The 16130-nt window shown below is 66.2% G+C and carries 11 protein-coding genes; 6 read left to right on the top strand and 5 right to left on the bottom strand.

Annotated elements, in window-relative coordinates; translation table 11 throughout:
- From ACZ1I5_RS09585 to ACZ1I5_RS09575, 3 genes are read left to right on the top strand one after another with little or no spacing between them, the layout of a single operon-like run.
- Entirely contained in the window at positions 1-315 is a 315-nt protein-coding gene (locus ACZ1I5_RS09585; protein WP_465173460.1) for a sarcosine oxidase subunit delta, read from the top strand.
- Positions 312-3173 (top strand): 2Fe-2S iron-sulfur cluster-binding protein, encoded by a 2862-nt coding sequence (locus ACZ1I5_RS09580; RefSeq protein WP_465173459.1) that lies wholly within the window; start codon positions 312-314, stop codon positions 3171-3173. The genes ACZ1I5_RS09585 and ACZ1I5_RS09580 overlap by 4 nt, the downstream gene beginning before the upstream one ends.
- Complete coding sequence (locus tag ACZ1I5_RS09575) at positions 3166-3669, top strand: sarcosine oxidase subunit gamma (RefSeq protein WP_465173458.1); 504 nt, start codon at positions 3166-3168, stop codon at positions 3667-3669. The genes ACZ1I5_RS09580 and ACZ1I5_RS09575 overlap by 8 nt, the downstream gene beginning before the upstream one ends.
- A 200-nt stretch (positions 3670-3869) precedes the next feature.
- Here the strand turns inward: ACZ1I5_RS09575 and eutC are convergent, their stop codons facing one another.
- From eutC to ACZ1I5_RS09560, 3 genes are read right to left on the bottom strand one after another with little or no spacing between them, the layout of a single operon-like run.
- A complete protein-coding gene (eutC, locus tag ACZ1I5_RS09570; RefSeq protein WP_465173457.1) occupies positions 3870-4616 on the bottom strand; it encodes an ethanolamine ammonia-lyase subunit EutC in 747 nt (248 codons plus the stop codon).
- On the bottom strand, positions 4609-6009 hold the full coding sequence (locus ACZ1I5_RS09565) for an ethanolamine ammonia-lyase subunit EutB (protein WP_465173456.1): 1401 nt from the start codon (positions 6007-6009) through the stop codon (positions 4609-4611). Before ACZ1I5_RS09565 ends, eutC begins: the two co-directional genes overlap by 8 nt.
- Before the next feature lie 58 nt (positions 6010-6067).
- Entirely contained in the window at positions 6068-8443 is a 2376-nt protein-coding gene (locus tag ACZ1I5_RS09560; RefSeq protein ID WP_465173455.1) for a TonB-dependent receptor, read from the bottom strand.
- Between the two features lie 306 nt (positions 8444-8749).
- Between ACZ1I5_RS09560 and ACZ1I5_RS09555 the strand changes: the two genes are divergently transcribed.
- Genes ACZ1I5_RS09555 through ACZ1I5_RS09545 form a run of 3 tightly spaced genes read left to right on the top strand, consistent with a single transcriptional unit; the run spans position 8750 to position 12350 of the window.
- Entirely contained in the window at positions 8750-10810 is a 2061-nt protein-coding gene (locus ACZ1I5_RS09555) for a phosphocholine-specific phospholipase C (protein WP_465173454.1), read from the top strand.
- Positions 10807-11859 (top strand): HAD family hydrolase, encoded by a 1053-nt coding sequence (locus ACZ1I5_RS09550; protein WP_465173453.1) that lies wholly within the window; start codon positions 10807-10809, stop codon positions 11857-11859. Before ACZ1I5_RS09555 ends, ACZ1I5_RS09550 begins: the two co-directional genes overlap by 4 nt.
- Positions 11856-12350: a prolyl-tRNA synthetase associated domain-containing protein gene (locus ACZ1I5_RS09545; RefSeq protein WP_465173452.1), complete on the top strand. Its 495-nt coding sequence runs from the start codon at positions 11856-11858 to the stop codon at positions 12348-12350. The genes ACZ1I5_RS09550 and ACZ1I5_RS09545 overlap by 4 nt, the downstream gene beginning before the upstream one ends.
- 6 nt (positions 12351-12356) lie before the next feature.
- Here ACZ1I5_RS09545 and betA read toward each other — a convergent pair whose 3' ends face one another.
- Together betA and betB are read right to left on the bottom strand one after the other, a co-directional pair.
- Positions 12357-14015: a choline dehydrogenase gene (gene betA / locus ACZ1I5_RS09540; RefSeq protein ID WP_465173451.1), complete on the bottom strand. Its 1659-nt coding sequence runs from the start codon at positions 14013-14015 to the stop codon at positions 12357-12359.
- Between the two features lie 12 nt (positions 14016-14027).
- Positions 14028-16064 carry a betaine-aldehyde dehydrogenase gene (betB, locus tag ACZ1I5_RS09535; protein ID WP_465173450.1) on the bottom strand — a complete coding sequence of 679 codons (2037 nt, stop codon included), beginning with the start codon at positions 16062-16064 and terminating at the stop codon, positions 14028-14030.
- Positions 16065-16130: the final 66 nt, after the last annotated feature.

Genomic DNA, 16130 nt, shown 5'->3' with positions numbered 1-16130 from the left:
ATGCTGCTGATCCACTGCCCCTATTGCGACGAACGCCGGCCCGAGATCGAGTTCGGCTATGCCGGCGAGGCGCATATCGCCCGGCCGGCCCAGCCCGACACGCTGAACGATGCGGAATGGGAGGGCTACCTGTTCCAGCGCACCAACGCGCGGGGCCGGCATTTCGAGCGCTGGCGCCATGTCCATGGCTGCGGCCGCTTCTTCAACGCGGTGCGCGACACGGTGACCGACCATTTCGAGCAGACCTACAAGGCCGGCCTGCCGCGCCCCGGCGAGGCCGATGCCTGGACCGGCGAGACCGGGGGAATCACGTGAGCGGGTTCCGCGTCGAGGATCGCGGCCGGATCGACTCCGCTCGGATGCTGACCTTCCAGTTCGACGGCAAGGCGATGACCGGGCTGGCGGGCGACACGCTCGCCTCCGCGCTGCTCGCCAATGGCGTGCATCTCGTCGGGCGGTCGTTCAAATATCATCGCCCCCGCGGCATTCTCGGGGCGGGGGTCGAGGAGCCGAACGCCCTGGTCGGGATCGATCGCGGGCCGAGGCGCTACACGCCCAATCTGCGCGCGACGACGGTCGAGCTGCATGACGGCCTGGTCGCCGAAAGCCAGAATCGCTGGCCGTCGCTGGGCTTCGATCTGGGCGCGATCAACAATGTCTTCTCGCCGCTGTTCCCGGCCGGCTTCTACAACAAGACCTTCATGTGGCCGCGCTCCTTCTGGGAGAAGCTCTACGAGCCGGCGATCCGGCGCATGGCGGGGCTGGGCGCGGCGCCGACCACAGTCGATGCGGATCGTTATGCCGCCACCAATGATTTCGTCGACCTGCTGATCGTCGGCGCCGGGCGGGCCGGGCTGGAAGCCGCGCTCGACGCAATCGGCAATGGTGAGCGCGTCATGATCCTGGACGAGCAGGCCGAGTTCGGCGGCAAGCTGCTGGCCGAGCCCGATCGCGCGGCCTGGCTCGCCGACGCACTCGCCCGTCTTGGCGCGGCGCCCAACCTGACTTGCCTGTCGCGCACCACCGCGATCGGCCTCTATCATGACGGTTTCGTCGGCGCGGTCGAGCGGCTGGCCGATCATCTGCCTGTCGGCGCGGCGAAGGGCCCACGCGAGCGACTGCGCCGCATCCGCGCCGGGCGGATCCTGTTAGCGACCGGCGCGATCGAGCGGCCGCTCGTCTTTGCCGACAATGATCGCCCCGGCATCATGCTGGCGAGCGCGGCGCGGACCTATCTCAACCGCTATGGCGTCGCGGTCGGGCGGCGGGTCGCGCTGATGGCGACGCACGACAGTGGCTACCAGGCGGCGTTCGACCTGGCCGAGGCCGGGGTGGGCATTGCCGCGATCGTCGATCTGCGCGACACGATCGATCCAGCGCTGGCGGTGCGGGCCGAAACGCTCGGGATCGAGCTGCTCGCCGGCCATGCGGTGACCGGTACTAGCGGCGCGAAGCGGGTCCAGGCGATCACGGTCGCCGCGACCGGCGGTGCCAGGGAACGCACGATCGCCTGTGACGCGCTGCTGATGGCGGGCGGGTGGACGCCGACGGTGCATCTCTGGTCGCATGGCAAGGGCGCGCTGGCCTGGCGCGAGGAGCTAGGCGCGTTCGTGCCCGACGGCGCCGTGGACCTGGTGACCTGTATTGGCAGCTGCTCGGGCGCGATCTCCGGCAGCGGCGTGAGCGTCGAGGCCTTGCCCGGTCCGCACGATCCGACCCACTTCAAGGCGTTCGTCGATTTCCAGAACGACGTCACCGCGCGTGATATTCGTCTCGCCGTGCGCGAGGGGTTCCGGTCGGTCGAGCATATCAAGCGCTACACCACCAACGGCATGGCGACCGACCAGGGCAAGACCAGCAACCTCAACGGGCTGCAGGTCGCGGCAGGCGCGCTCGACCGTACCGCGCCGCAGGTCGGGCTGACTACGTTTCGTCCGCCCTACACGCCGACGACCTTCGGGGCGTTGGCCGGCATGGCCAAGGACGCGCTGTTCCAGCCGGTCCGCAAGACCGCGATCGATGGCTGGGCGGAAGGGCAGGGCGCGGTGTTCGAGAATGTCGCCCAGTGGCGCCGCGCGCGCTACTTCCCGCAGGCCGGCGAGGACATGCGCGCCGCGGTCGCGCGCGAGTGCCGCGCGGTGCGGGCGGGGGTAGGCATGTTCGACGCCTCCACGCTCGGCAAGATCGAGGTCGTCGGCCCCGATGCCGCCGAGTTCCTCAACCGCATGTACACCAATCCGTGGAAGTCGCTGGCGCCGGGGCGCTGCCGCTACGGGCTGCTGCTGCGGGAAGACGGCTTCATCATGGACGATGGCGTTGCCGCGCGCCTGGCCGATGACCGCTTCCACGTCACCACCACCACGGGCGGCGCAGCGCGCGTGCTCAACATGATGGAGGATTATCTCCAGACTGAATGGCCCGACCTCGATGTCTGGCTCACCTCGACCACCGAGCATTATGCCGTGATCGCCCTGCAAGGGCCCCGTGCCCGCGACGTGATCGCGCCGTTCGTCGGCGGGATCGACCTGTCGCCCGAAGCGCTGCCGCATATGAGTGTTGCGGAGGGCACGATCTGCGGCGTGCTGACGCGCCTGTTCCGGGTGAGCTTCACGGGCGAACTCGGCTTCGAGGTGAATGTGCCTGCCGGCTTTGGCCGCGCCGTGTGGGACGCGTTGTACGAGGAAGGACAGAAGCACGGGATCGTGCCTTACGGCACCGAGACGATGCACGTGCTGCGCGCCGAAAAGGGCTATATCATCGTCGGCCAGGACACCGACGGCACGCTGACCCCGGACGATGCCGGGCTCGGCTGGGCCGTGGGCAGGAAAAAGCCCGATTTCGTCGGCCGCCGCTCCCTCGCGCGGCCCGATATCGTGGCGCCGGGGCGCAAGCAGTTCGTCGGCCTGCTGACGGAGGATCCGGCGCTGGTGCTGGAGGAAGGCGCGCAGATCGTGCCCGATCCCGCCGCGCCGATGCCGGTGCCGATGATCGGCCATGTCACCTCCTCCTACTGGAGCGAGGCGCTCGGCCGGTCGATCGCCTTGGCGGTAGTGGCCGACGGGCGCGCCCGGATCGGCGAGACCCTGTTCGTGCCGATGCCGGAGGGCGTGCACCGGGTGACGGTCGCGGACAGCGTCTTCTACGACCGCGAGGGAGTACGGCTGCGTGATTGAGGGGCTGGAACTCGCTTATCCCGTGCCGGTGGAGCCGGCGCGCCACCTGGGCGTGACGCTGTCGCTCGCGGCGCCGCTGGCGCGGTACAGTGTGCGGACGCGCGCGCCGGCCGGGCTGCCGGGCAAGGTAACGGCAAGTTCCGCGTTCGGCGGCGGGACTGCCCTGTGCCTTGGTCCGGACGAATGGCTGCTGCTCCTGCCCATGGGCGCGGCCGCGCCTGCGATCGAGGGCGTGCACGCGCTGACCGATATCGGCCATCGCAACCTCGGCCTCACCGTCGAAGGACCCATGGCGGAGGTGCTGCTCCTCACCGGCTGCGCGCTCGATCTTCAGCGGGCCTTTCCGACCGGCAAGGCCACCCGTACCTTGTTCGACGGCGTGGAAATTATTCTCTGGCGGACCGGCGAACAGTCCTTCCATCTCGAGGTGTGGCGCTCCTTCGCCGCCTATCTCTGGGAGGCGCTGGATCTCGCGGCGAGCGATTTCGCGCTTTAGCCCGACAGCGTTACGCCAGGGCTATCGGACACGCTCGCGCTTCCTCCTTTCTGCTTCCCCGGCGAAGGCCGGGGTCCAGTTGGAAAGGTCATTATAAAGGAAACTCAACGCCTTATCACGATCGTCTCCCAACTGGACCCCGGCCTTCGCCGGGGAAGATCGCCCCCTCACGAACGCTCCGTGAGATTAATGCGCGTGGCTTAACCGGCGGGCGGCAGCGCGGTCGGCGCGCCGGTCTTCAGCAACACGCCGGTCAGTCCCGCGGCGCGGGCGGCGTGCAGGATCGCAGCGATCTGGTCGGCCGCATCGTCGTAAGCGAGGCCGTACGGCGGGCGGATGTTCGAGATGCAGTTGCGCGCGCTGTCGCGCAGCCCCGGTTGCGGCGCCCAGGTGATATAGGCGCCGACGCTGTCCGCCGCGCTCAGCCCGGGCCGCTCGCCGATCAATATCACCAGCATTTTCGCGCCGAGCGCGGCGCCGATCTCGTCGCCGAGCGCAACCCGGCCATGATGAGCGATCACGATTGGTGCGATGCGCCAGCCCGGCAGGCGCTCGATCAGCGTCTCCACGAGCGGGGCGGCATGTGTGAGCACGGCCGTGGCCGACAGGCCGTCCGCAATCACCACGGCAAGATCATGCTCGCCCGCGAGAAGCGCGTCGCGGTCTTCCGCATGGAGGCGGCGGCCGAGGTCCGGCCGCCGCAGATAGTCCGCGCGCGTCCCGGCCTGGCTGCGGACTTCGATCACCGGCCGTCCGGCGATGCTTTCGCCGAAGCTGCCCGGCGCCAATTCCGCCTGCACCGCGTCGCGGGCACGGGCATGGGCGAGTTGGAAATCGAGCGATGCGCGCGTCGGCAGCGCCGTGCCGATCCGTCCGAGCCCGACACGCGCGGTGGTCGCGGCGCGCAGTCGCGACGGGAGATCGGCGGGGGCCGGCGGCTCAGCCACGCAATCCCGCCAGGGCCGCGACGGATCGGCCGGGCAATAATGGCCGGCCGTTCTCGATCAGGCGGCCGCGGTCGTCGGCCAGGCCGACCCGGCTCAGCCAGGTTTCGAATTCGGGCGCGGGCCTCAGGCCAAGTACGTGGCGCGCATAGAGCACATCGTGGAAGCTGGTCGATTGATAGCCGAGCATGATGTCGTCCGCCCCCGGCACGCCCATCACGAAAGTCACTCCCGCGACGCCGAGCATCGTCAGGATGGTATCCATGTCGTCCTGATCGGCCTCCGCATGGTTGGTGTAGCAGATGTCCAGTCCCATCGGCAGGCCCATCAGCTTGCCGCAGAAATGATCCTCCAGCGCGGCGCGCAGGATCTGCTTGCCGTCATAGAGATATTCCGGGCCGATAAAGCCGACGACCGAATTGACCAGCAGCGGCCGGAACGCGCGGGCGACGGCATAGGCGCGGCATTCCAGTGTCTGCTGGTCGACGCCGTGATGCGCATCGGACGACAGGCAGGAGCCCTGGCCGGTCTCGAAATACATCACGTCGCTGCCGATCGTGCCGCGCCCCAGGCCCAGGGTCGCGTCCTGCGCCTCGCGCAGCAGGACCAGATCGATCCCGAAACCGCGATTGGCTTCCTCGGTCCCGGCAATCGACTGGAAGCAGAGATCGACCGGCGCGCCGCGGCGGACGAGCTCGATCGTGTTGGTGACATGAGTCAGCACGCAGCTTTGAGTCGGGATATCGAAACCCTCGCGGATGTCGTCGATCATCGCGAGCAACGTGCCCACCCGCTCGACATCGTCCCCGGCGGGGTTGATGCCGATCACGGCATCTCCGGCGCCGAGCAGCAGCCCGTCGAGGATCGAGGCGGCGATTCCGGTCGGGTCATCGGTCGGGTGATTGGGCTGCAGGCGAACCGAAAGGCGACCGGGCAGGCCGATCGTATCGCGAAAGGCGGTGATGACCCGGATCCGGCGCGCCGCCGCGACCAGATCCTGGTTGCGCATCAGCTTCGAGACGGCGGCGGCCATTTCCGGCGTGACGCCGCGCGACACGGTCGAGATCGCCGCGTCGTCGGTGTCCTCGGCCAGCAGCCATTCGCGAAAGCCGCCGACCGTCAGATGCGCGATCGGCGCGAACGCGGCGCGATCGTGCGAGTCGATGATGAGGCGCGAGACCTCGTCGGCCTCATAGGGAATCGGCAGGTCTTCGAGAAAGACAGCGAGCGGCAGGTCCGCGAGCAGCCAGCGCGCGGCGACCCGTTGTTCCGCGCTTTCCGCGGCGATCCCGGCGAGCTGGTCGCCCGAGCGTGGCGGCGTCGCCGCGGCGAGAACCTGGGCGAGGCTCTGAAAATGGTAGCGGGTGCCGGCCAGATCGACTTCATAGGCTGGCATTAGAGGCCTCCGGACGATCGACGGTGGGATGACCGCGGGCCATCCCACCGCAACCGTATCAGAAGCCCTTCTTCACCGTAACGAAGAACTGGCGCGGTGCGCCGGCCAGCAGCGTCTGGTTGTCGCCGAGCGCGGTGAAACCGTTCGAACCGATCGTCGCGATATATTTCTTGTCGGTCAGGTTGGTCACGTTGCCGGTGATCGACACGCCGTGCAGCGCGCCTTCTCCGCCGAAGCGATAGCCGATGCTGGCGTCCATCGTCAGACGCGCCGGGACGAACTGGTCGTTGAGATAGGTGAAGTAGCGCTTGCTCATATAATCGGCGCCGACGCGGGCGGTGAAGCCATATTGGTCATAGACGATCTCGCCCTTGAGCATGTGCTTCGGGCTGTCGACGACCGTCTTGCCGGCCGTCGCGGAGAGGACGACACCCTTCGAGTCCTTCACATCATCCTGATATTTTGAATCATTGTAGGAATAGCTGGCGAACAGGGACAGCGCCTGCATGAAGCGGTAATTCGCGGAAATTTCGCCGCCATAGGTATGGACGCTGCCGGCATTGTTCAGCGTGGGCGGATTACCGACGATGCCCGAACCGATGGAGAACGCCAGCAGGCGATCACTGAAGTTGACATAATAGCCGACGGCCGAAGCCTGCAGGCCGCCGGAGCGGAAGCGGATGCCTCCTTCGATCGTCTTGGAGGTTTCCGGCTTTAGCGTGTTCTTGATCGCGTCGAAGGTGACCTGCGTGCCGGAATAAGGCGCCGCGCCGCCCGAGGCGACGAAGGCGCGCATATTCTCGGTATAGCTGACGAAGAGCTCGGTGCTGGGCGTGGCATGATACAGGATGCTGGCCTGTGGCTGGAACCAGTCCTTCGCCTCGAGACGACCCGAGGCGAGCGTGCCGACGCGCAGGACGCCTTTGTTGACGACACGAACGCCCTTCCAGCCGCCATTCAGGACGAGGTCGTCCTCGAGTAGCTTGATCGTGTCCTCGACATGATATTGCACCGTCTCGGTGTCGTATTTGCCGTCCCATTGAATGAAGAAGGGGTTGCTCTGGTAATCGATCGCCGGGCGATTGGAGGTGGTGCCTGCGGTCATGCCGTAGAACCGGCGTGATGCATTGAAGGTATTGCTCTCGTACCAGCCGCCAATTTCTAAGGTGTTGATGCCACTCTCATAGCTGACCGAGGTGAGCGCCCCGCCACGATGCATGCCGTATTCCGTGGTGCGGAACGAGATTGCGGCGGGGTTGGTGATCGGCGTGCCGTCCACATTTGGGGCGCCCAGAGGAGTCGCCGTATAAGGCGTGATCCAGGAGCCTTGGCCCTTGTTGACATGATAATAGCCGGTGGTCTTCATGGTTAGACCAGGGGCGAGATTCGCGTTGACCGTGACCCCGCCGAGATAGTCGCGGCGTAGGCCAGCTGCGTCATAATAAGCGTCGTCGACGGTGCCGAAACCGGCGGGAAAGGTGAAGCCGATGCCCGCATAGGGCGCCGTAAAGCCCACGGAAGAACCGTTATGGGCTGCCTGATAGGCGGCGAGCGCAGCTTGATTCTGATAGACCTGAGCCAGTTTCAGCGCAGTGCCATAATCATCGCTGATATTGTCGTCGTTGAGGCCGCGCCGCTTGATGATGTCCAGGCTGAGATCCTGATAGTCGTTTTCATGCCGGTCGGAAAAAGCGAAATAGGCCGAGATGTCGCCCAACGGCCCGAGATCGGCCATTAGCTTGGCGTTTACCTGCTGCTGGCGCTGTTCGCCGAACCCTTTCCACTTGTCGGTCTTGTAATAGGCATAGCTGACATAACCCTTGAACCGCTCGCCGATCAGCCCGGAATCGAGCCGGGCATAACCACGCCAGGTGTCGTCCGACCCATAGGTGCCCGAACCGGTTACGTTGGGTGTGTCCCTTGGGTTGTCGCTGTAGAACTGGATGGTGCCGCCGAGATTGCTGGTCGACGCGGTGCCCAGCGCGCCCGCGCCCTGAGCCACTTCGGTTCGGCTGATATTCTCCGAGATGATGGCGCGGCTGATGTGCAGCCCGTTGACGTTGCCATAGCTCATGTCGCCGAGCGGGATGTTGTCGAGCGTGAAGCCGAGCTGGTTCTGGTTGAAGCCGCGCAGCGAGATGCGCACCGCCCATTCGTAATTGCCGAAGGCGTCGGCCGACTGGAAGTTCACGCCGGGCAGCTTCTCGATGGCCTTGAGCGGGCTGGCGCCGGGCACGATCCGCTCGATATCGATGGCGCTGACGCTCTGCACCTGACGGCTCTGGCCGAAGCCGAGCACGACGATGTCGGGGGTTTCCTCGCTGGGCGCGGCTTGTGCCGCCGGCTCGGTCGCCTCCTGGGCGAAGGACGCCTGGGGCAGGATGATCGCGCTCAGCATGGAGCCTGTAAGCAGCACAGTCTTCGAAAGGCGCATGTCACTTATCCCCTTATGGCCCGGATTGAAGTGCGAGGTCCGGCGATGGCGCGAAGTCTGTTGCTGCGTCGCAACAGAATCAAGCGAATTCGCCGCGCGCCGTCGCTTGATTGAAGCTGGTTTCAAGCTGTGGCGCGAAAGCAACAGATTTGGCCTATTACTAGGAGAATTATGCCATTTTGATGACAGCCCCGGGTCGTTCGATGCGCCGCCGCCGCAGCGCAACATCGAATCGCTTGCCAACATTGATAGGTGGTTCAATGTGTCCGGGACGGTTCGTCACGATCGAGGATCAAGGGAGTCGCCATGCCGCTGCGTGACCGCCGACAGATATTGAAGACCATAGCGGGATTGAGCGCGGCGGGCGCCGTGCCCGCCTCGATCGGCCGGGCGCTGGCCTTGCCCGCCAACCGCCGGACCGGGTCGATCGCCGATGTCGAGAATGTGGTGATCCTGATGCAGGAGAACCGCTCGTTCGATCATTATTTCGGCACGTTGAACGGCGTGCGCGGCTATGGCGATCCACGCCCGGTGAGATTGCCCTCGGGCGACAGCGTCTTCCGCCAGCCCAGGCCTGACGGCGCGGGCCATGTCCTGCCGTTCCTGATGGACAGCCGGACGACGAGCGGCCCGTTGATCAAGAGCCTGGACCATAGCTGGAAGGGCGATTGGGCGGAATGGGCGCGCTACGATTGCTGGATCAAGCACAAGACTCCGCTGACGATGGGCTATTTCCGGCGCGCGGACATCCCCTTCTACCACGCGCTCGCCGATGCCTTCACCGTGGGCGACGGCTATTATGCCTCGATCCACGGACCGACCAATCCCAACCGCATGTACCTGTTCACCGGGACCAGCGGATTGACGGTCGGGGACGCGGGCCGGCAGGCGGTCGACAATGCCGATGACGGCAACTGGACCGGCGATGCCGCACGCGACAGACCGGGCTTCAAGGCGGCCGGCTGGACGACCTATGCGGAGCGGCTGCAACAGGCCGGCATCAGCTGGCGCGTCTATCAGGAATTCGACAATTTCGGTGACAATTCGCTCGCTTATTTCAAGGCCTTTCGCGGCCTGAAGACCGACGACGATCTCTATGTGCGGGGCAGGGCGATCGTCCCGGGATCGACCGCGGCGAACGCGAAGGAAAGCGAAGCGCAGCATCTGGTGTCGGCCTTCGCGGCGGATGTCGCGGCGAACCGGCTGCCCCAGGTTTCCTGGATCGTCGCGTCAGCCAAATATTCCGAACATCCCGAAGCGCCGCCCGCCTGCGGGGAATCGCTGACCGACCGCCTGCTCGCCGCGCTCACCGCCAATCCCGAAGTGTGGGCCAAGACCGTGTTCGTCATCAACTATGACGAGAATGACGGATTCTTCGATCATATGCCGGCGCCGCTGCCGGCGACCGACCGCAGCATGGGGCTGAGCACGGTCGACACGGCCGGGGAGAGTTATAAGGGGCAGGCAGTGGGTCTCGGCGTGCGCGTTCCGCTGCTGATCGTCTCGCCCTGGACGCGTGGCGGCTGGGTCAATTCGCAGATCTTCGATCACAGCTCGGTGATCCGTTTCCTCGAGCGGCGCTTCGGCGTGATGGAGCCCAATATCTCGCCGTGGCGGCGCGCGATCACCGGCGACCTGACCTCGATGTTCGACTTCGCCGATCCCGATGCCTCGGCGATGCGGGGCTTCCCCGGCACCGCCGATTATATCGCGCGCGTGACCTTCTCGTCCAAACTTCCCGCGCCGGTCGTTCCCGCGACTCAGGCCTTGCCCAAACAGGAAACCGGCCAGCGCCCGGCGCGCGCCTTGCCCTATGCGCTGGACGTGCAGGCGGTCGCTGACGGCAAGCCCGGCCTGACGCTCGCCTTCGTCAACAGGGGCGCGGCGGCCGCGGTCTTCAACGTCTATGCCGCGGGCGGCACGGCCGGTCCCTGGTTCTACACCGTCGGCCCGGGCGAAACGATCACCGATCAGCTGCCGGGCCTGCCATCCCGGGCGACGGCGCTCGCGGTGCATGGCCCGAACGGCTTCCTGCGGGAGTTTTCCGGCGACGGCGCCGGCGCCGAGGCGATGGTCGAGCCGAGCGCCGATGGCGGTACTCTGCTCGTCAAGCTGGCCAATCATGGCCCCGCGGCATGCCGGCTCACGCTTCGCCCGCTGGCTTATGGCAAGGCGCCGGTCCGCTCGGTCGATCTCGCCGCCGGCGCGTCGCGCGTCATCCGCTATCCGATCGCGCGCAACGATCATTGGTACGACCTGCTCGTCGAAATGCCGGGATCGACCTGGCGACGGCGCTTCGCTGGCCATGTCGAGACCGGCAAGCCGAGCAAATCGGATCCCGCCATCGGCGCGCAGGTGCCGGCGTGACCGCGCGTGGTGTCGCCGGCCTTCTCGGCATGGCCGCAGGGCTTCTCTTCTCCAGCCCGGCCCTGGCCGCGGACCTCGATCTCTGGCCGGGGGCGGCCCGCGCGCAGATCGAAGGCGTTGTCGCCAAGGCGCCGCCGGGCTCGTACGCGACCTTCGATGCCGACAACACCTTGTGGAAGAATGATGTCGAGGAAGGCCTGCTGCCGTTTCTCGAAAACAAGGGCGTGCTGTCGGTCGCGACGCTCGATCCCTCGCTAAAGCCGATCCCGCTACTGCCGGGCGAGAGCCTGTACGGCTATTATGAGCGGATGTGCGATATCGACGAGAAGCTCTGCTATCCCTGGATCGCGCAGGTCTTTGCCGGCCGGCCGCTCGCTGCCCTGAAGCGCGATGTCGACGCGATGATGGTGTCGAAGGCGCCGATCCTGGTGCGCCATGCCAGGGACGGCAAGCAGGTCGACGGCACGGTGTTCGCGCCCGCGATCTTCCCGGCGCAGCGCCAGTTGATGGCCTATCTGCGCGCGCACGGCATCAAGGTCTATGTCGTCAGCGCTTCGCTGGAGGAACTGGTCCGGGCGATCGTGTCCGATCCGGCCTATGGCTTCGATGTCGCGCCGGAAAATGTGATCGGCGTCACCCAGTTGCTGCGCAATCCCGACGACAATAGCGTGACCACCGCGCGCCAGCAGATCGCCAAGGGCCATTATCTCGACGCGCAGTATCCGGCGGCGTTGAATTCCCGGATGATCCTCACCTCGACACTTTGGTCGCCGCTGACCTGGCACGAAGGCAAGGTCGCCGGCATCCAGGCCTATATCGATCCGGTCCGTCGTCCGCTCCTCGCGGCCGGGGACAGCCGGAGCGACTGGCCGATGCTCTATTATGCCGGCGGCGTGCGGATCTGGGTCGACCGCAAGGGCAGCGCGACGCCCGAGCTGGCGCAGAAGAGGGTTGCGCGCGCCGCGATGGAGCGCGATGCCGGCCTCACCCCGCCGATCGCCGCCGATACGGGCTGGGTGACGGTAACGCAAAGCGAGCTTGGCCAATGACGCCCGACGAAACCCGCCTGATGGCCGATCTCGATGCCGCCGGCATCGCGTGCACCGTCCACGAACACGAGGCCGTCTTCACCGTGGACGAAAGCGCCGGCCTGCATGATCGCATCGCCGGGGCCCACACCAAGAATCTGTTCCTGAAGAACGGCAAGGACCGTTTTTGGCTCGTCACCATGCCGCATGACCGGCGCGCCGACCTGAAGTTCATCGGCCAGCAGACTGGCGCGGGCAAGCTCTCCTTCGCCCGGCCCGAGCATCTGTTGCGGCTGCTCGGCGTCGAACCGGGGTCAGTCACGCCGCTGGCGGCAATCAACGATGCGGGCGGCGAAGTGTCGGTCGTCTTGGATGCGGCGTTCGATCCCGCGGGCACGATCAACGTGCACCCGCTGCGCAACACCGCGACTCTGTCGATGGCGTTTGCTGACCTGGTCGCGATGCTCGATCGCTGGAGTCATCCGCCGCAGGTGGTGGTGCTGCAGCCGTAACCCCGGTCAGCGCTGCGCCGTTTTCCACTCAGGCGCGGTATAGAAGGGCGCGTTGGAGGCCGGGGCGAGCGGCCGCCCGAGGATGTGATCCGCGCCCTTTTCGCCGATCATGATCGTCGGCGCGTTGAGATTGCCGGTCGTCACCGACGGCATCACCGACGAATCCACCACGCGCAATCCCTCGACGCCGCGCACGCGCAATTCGGCATCGACCACCGCCATGGCATCGTCGTCGCTGCCGATCTTGCAGGTGCAGGACGGGTGATAGGCGCTTTCCACATGATCGCGGACAAAGGCATCGATCGCTTCGTCGCTGGTCACGTCCCCGCCGGGCTGGATCTCGCGCCCCGAATAGGGCGCGAGCGCTTCCTGCGCGAAGATCTCGCGCGTCAGCCGGACACAGGCGCGCATTTCCGCCCAGTCGTCGGGATGGCTCATATAGTTGAAGCGGATGACTGGCTTGTCGCTCGCCTCCGCCGACGCCAGCGTGACATTGCCGCGGCTTTTCGAACGCATCGGCCCGACATGTGCCTGGAAGCCATGGCTTTTCGCCAGCGAACGACCGTCATAGGTCACCGCGAGCGGCAGGAAATGGAACTGGATGTCGGGATAGGGGATGCCCGCCCGGCTGCGGATGAAGCCGCAGCTCTCGAAATGGTTGGTGGCGCCGAGCCCGTCCTTGCGCAGCAGCCAGCGCGCCCCGATCGCCAGCTTGGCCAACGGGTTCATCGACGAATAGAGCGTGATCGGCTGCAGGCATTCCTTCTGGAAATAGAATTCCAGATGGTCCTGCAAATTCTCCCCCACGCCGGGCAGGTCATGGAGCACGGCGATGCCATGCGCTTTCAGCTCCGCCGCCGGGCCGATGCCCGAGAGCTTGAGTAATTGCGGTGAATTGATCGGGCCGCCCGAAAGAATGACCTCGCGCCGCGCCTGTGCCTGATGCTCGGCGCCATGCTGGCGATAGGCGATGCCGACCGCGCGGCGACCCTCGAACAGGATGCGCGTGGCGAGCGCATGAGTCTCCACCGTTAGATTGGGCCGGCCCATCGCCGGCTTCAGATAGGCGTTGGCGGCGCTCGCGCGGCGGCCGCGATGGACGGTCATGTCCATCCGGCCGAAGCCTTCCTGCTGCTCCCCGTTGATGTCGTCGGTCAGTGGATAGCCGGCCTGTTCGGCGGCCAAGAGGAAGGCCCGATAGAGCGGGTTGGTCATTGGCCCGTAGCGGGTGTGGAGCCGGCCTTCGTCACCGCGATAGAGGTTACCGCCTTCCTCGCGCGTCTCGGCGCGCCGGAAATAGGGGAGGACATGGCGATAGCCCCAGCCGGCCGCGCCTTCTTCCTCCCAGCGCTCGAAGTCCATCGGATTGCCCCGGACATAGACCAGCCCGTTGATCGACGAGGAGCCGCCCAGCACCTTGCCGCGCGGCGTATGCATGCGCCGCCCGCCGAGATGCGGCTCGGGCTCGGACTCATATTGCCAGTTATACTTGGCCTTGTTCATCGGGATCGACAGCGCGCTCGGCATCTGGATGAACACCGACCGGTCGGATCCGCCAAATTCGAGCACGAGCACGCGGTTGGTCCCATCGGCGCTCAGCCGGTCGGCCAGGACGCAACCGGCCGATCCGGCGCCGACGATGATGTAATCGTATTCCACCTGCATTCCCGAATGGCGTCAGTAAGGGCAGTCGATATCGGCCATGGCGACATAGACGCTCTTCAGCTGCGTATAATGTTCGATCGCGGCCAGGCCATTCTCGCGGCCCAGCCCCGACGCCTTCATGCCACCGAACGGCATTTCGACCGGGGTTATGTTGTACTGGTTGATCCAGCACGTCCCGGCCTGGAGACGCGCGATGACGCGGTGCGCCCGGGTCAGGTCCGCCGTGAACACCGCCGCGGCCAGCCCGAATTCGGTGGCGTTGGCGCGGGCGATCACTTCCTCCTCGTCGTCGAAGGCGAGGATCGTCATGACCGGGCCGAACACCTCGTCGCGCACGATCGCCGGGCGATCGTCGGCCGCCTCGAAGATGGTCGGTTCGACATAATAGCCGCTAGCCATCGCGCCCTCGACTCGCCGTTCGCCGCCATGGACCAGGCGCACGCCGGCGTGCCGCGCGCGCGCGATATGGGCGAGCACCGATTCCATCTGCGCCTCGGTGACCAACGGGCCGATCTGGGTGTCGGGGTCGAGCGGATCGCCGATCCGCAGTGCGCTGGTGCGGGCGATCAGCCGGTCGATAAAGGTCTTCAGGATCGACCGCTGCACGAAAACGCGGGTGCCGTTCGAGCAGACCTGGCCGCTCGAATAGAAATTGGCGAGCATCGCGCCCGACACCGCATTGTCGATGCCGGCATCGTCGAACACGATCAGCGGCGATTTTCCGCCCAGTTCCAGCGTCACGGCCTTCAGGCTCCGCGCCGCATCGGCCATCACCAGTTTGCCCGTCTCGACCGAGCCGGTCAGCGAGATCTTGGCGATGTCGCGGTGGCCGGTCAGCGCGCGGCCCGTTTCGCCGAAGCCCTGCACGACCTGGAAGACACCGTCGGGCAGCCCGGCTTCGCGGAACACGTCCTCCAGCTCGATCGCGGTCAGCGGCGTCTGTTCGGCCGGCTTGAAGATCATCGCGTTCCCGCAGGCGAGCGCCGGTGCCGCCTTCCAGCAGGCGATCTGCAAAGGATAGTTCCACGCGCCGATGCCCGCGACGACGCCGAGCGGCTCGCGCCGCGTATATGCGAAGGCGCCGGCGCCCAGATCGAGATGCTGGCCCGCGATGGTCGCCGTCACGCCGGCATAATATTCCAGGCAGTCCGCCCCGGACAGGACGTCGACGGCAAGCGTTTCCTGGATCGGCTTTCCGGTATTGAGCGTCTCGATCCGTGCGAGCCGGTCGTTGCGGGCCCGCAGGATATCGGCGGCGCGGCGTAGGATCCGGCCGCGCTCGACCGGCGGCATCGCTGCCCAGCCGATCTGTGCTGCCTTTGCCCGGGCAACCGCCGCATCCACCGCCGCCAATGGCGTGACCGCGATCCTGGCGAGGATCTCGCCCGTGGCCGGATTGATCGGCGTGATCACCGTGCGCGGCACTGGCCTCGCGGCGGCAAGAGGCGGCAGGTCGCTGAGATAATTGTCCACGAACGAGGTGAGCATGGAGCGCGCCGTCTCGCTGTCGGTCTCGACCCAGCCGGAAAGGGCGCCTCGCAGCCAGACGCCATCGATCATCGCGGCGATCATCGCGGCGAGCTTGGTGGCGTCCGCCGGCGGCACGAGCTGGCGCAACGCGTAGCGCAGGTTCGACAGCATGCGCTTCTGATAGACGCGCTGGATGCGGCCCAGATGCGGCGCGTGAAGCACCTGGCCCCAAAAGGCGAGCCACACCGTGCTGGTGCGCGGATCGAACTCCTCCGGCGCCAGGTTGGCGTCGATCACTGCCTGCAACCGGGCACGGGGGCCCTCGGCACTGGCCAGCCGGACGAGCAGATTCTCCCCCAGTCGACCGGCCAGGAAACGGAATGCCGCCTCGAGCAGACCGTTCTTGTCACCGAAATAATGGGCCACCAGACCAGGCGACACCCCGGCACGCCCGCCGATCTCCGCCAGCGTGGTTCCGACGAACCCCATCTCGGCGAGGCTGTCGATCGTCATCTCGATCAATTGGCGCGCGCGCCGATCGTCGCTCGATACCGCCGTTGAAGCAGCCGAAACCAACACTTTCCGCGTCTCCTGAATCACCGTTCAATCGATAATATGCACGCCAATATCAGGCGTTGCAAAGAT

The sequence above is a fragment of the Sphingomonas sp. BL-S-30 genome (assembly GCF_055521475.1).
This window is presented reverse-complemented; position numbering and strand designations above follow the sequence as displayed.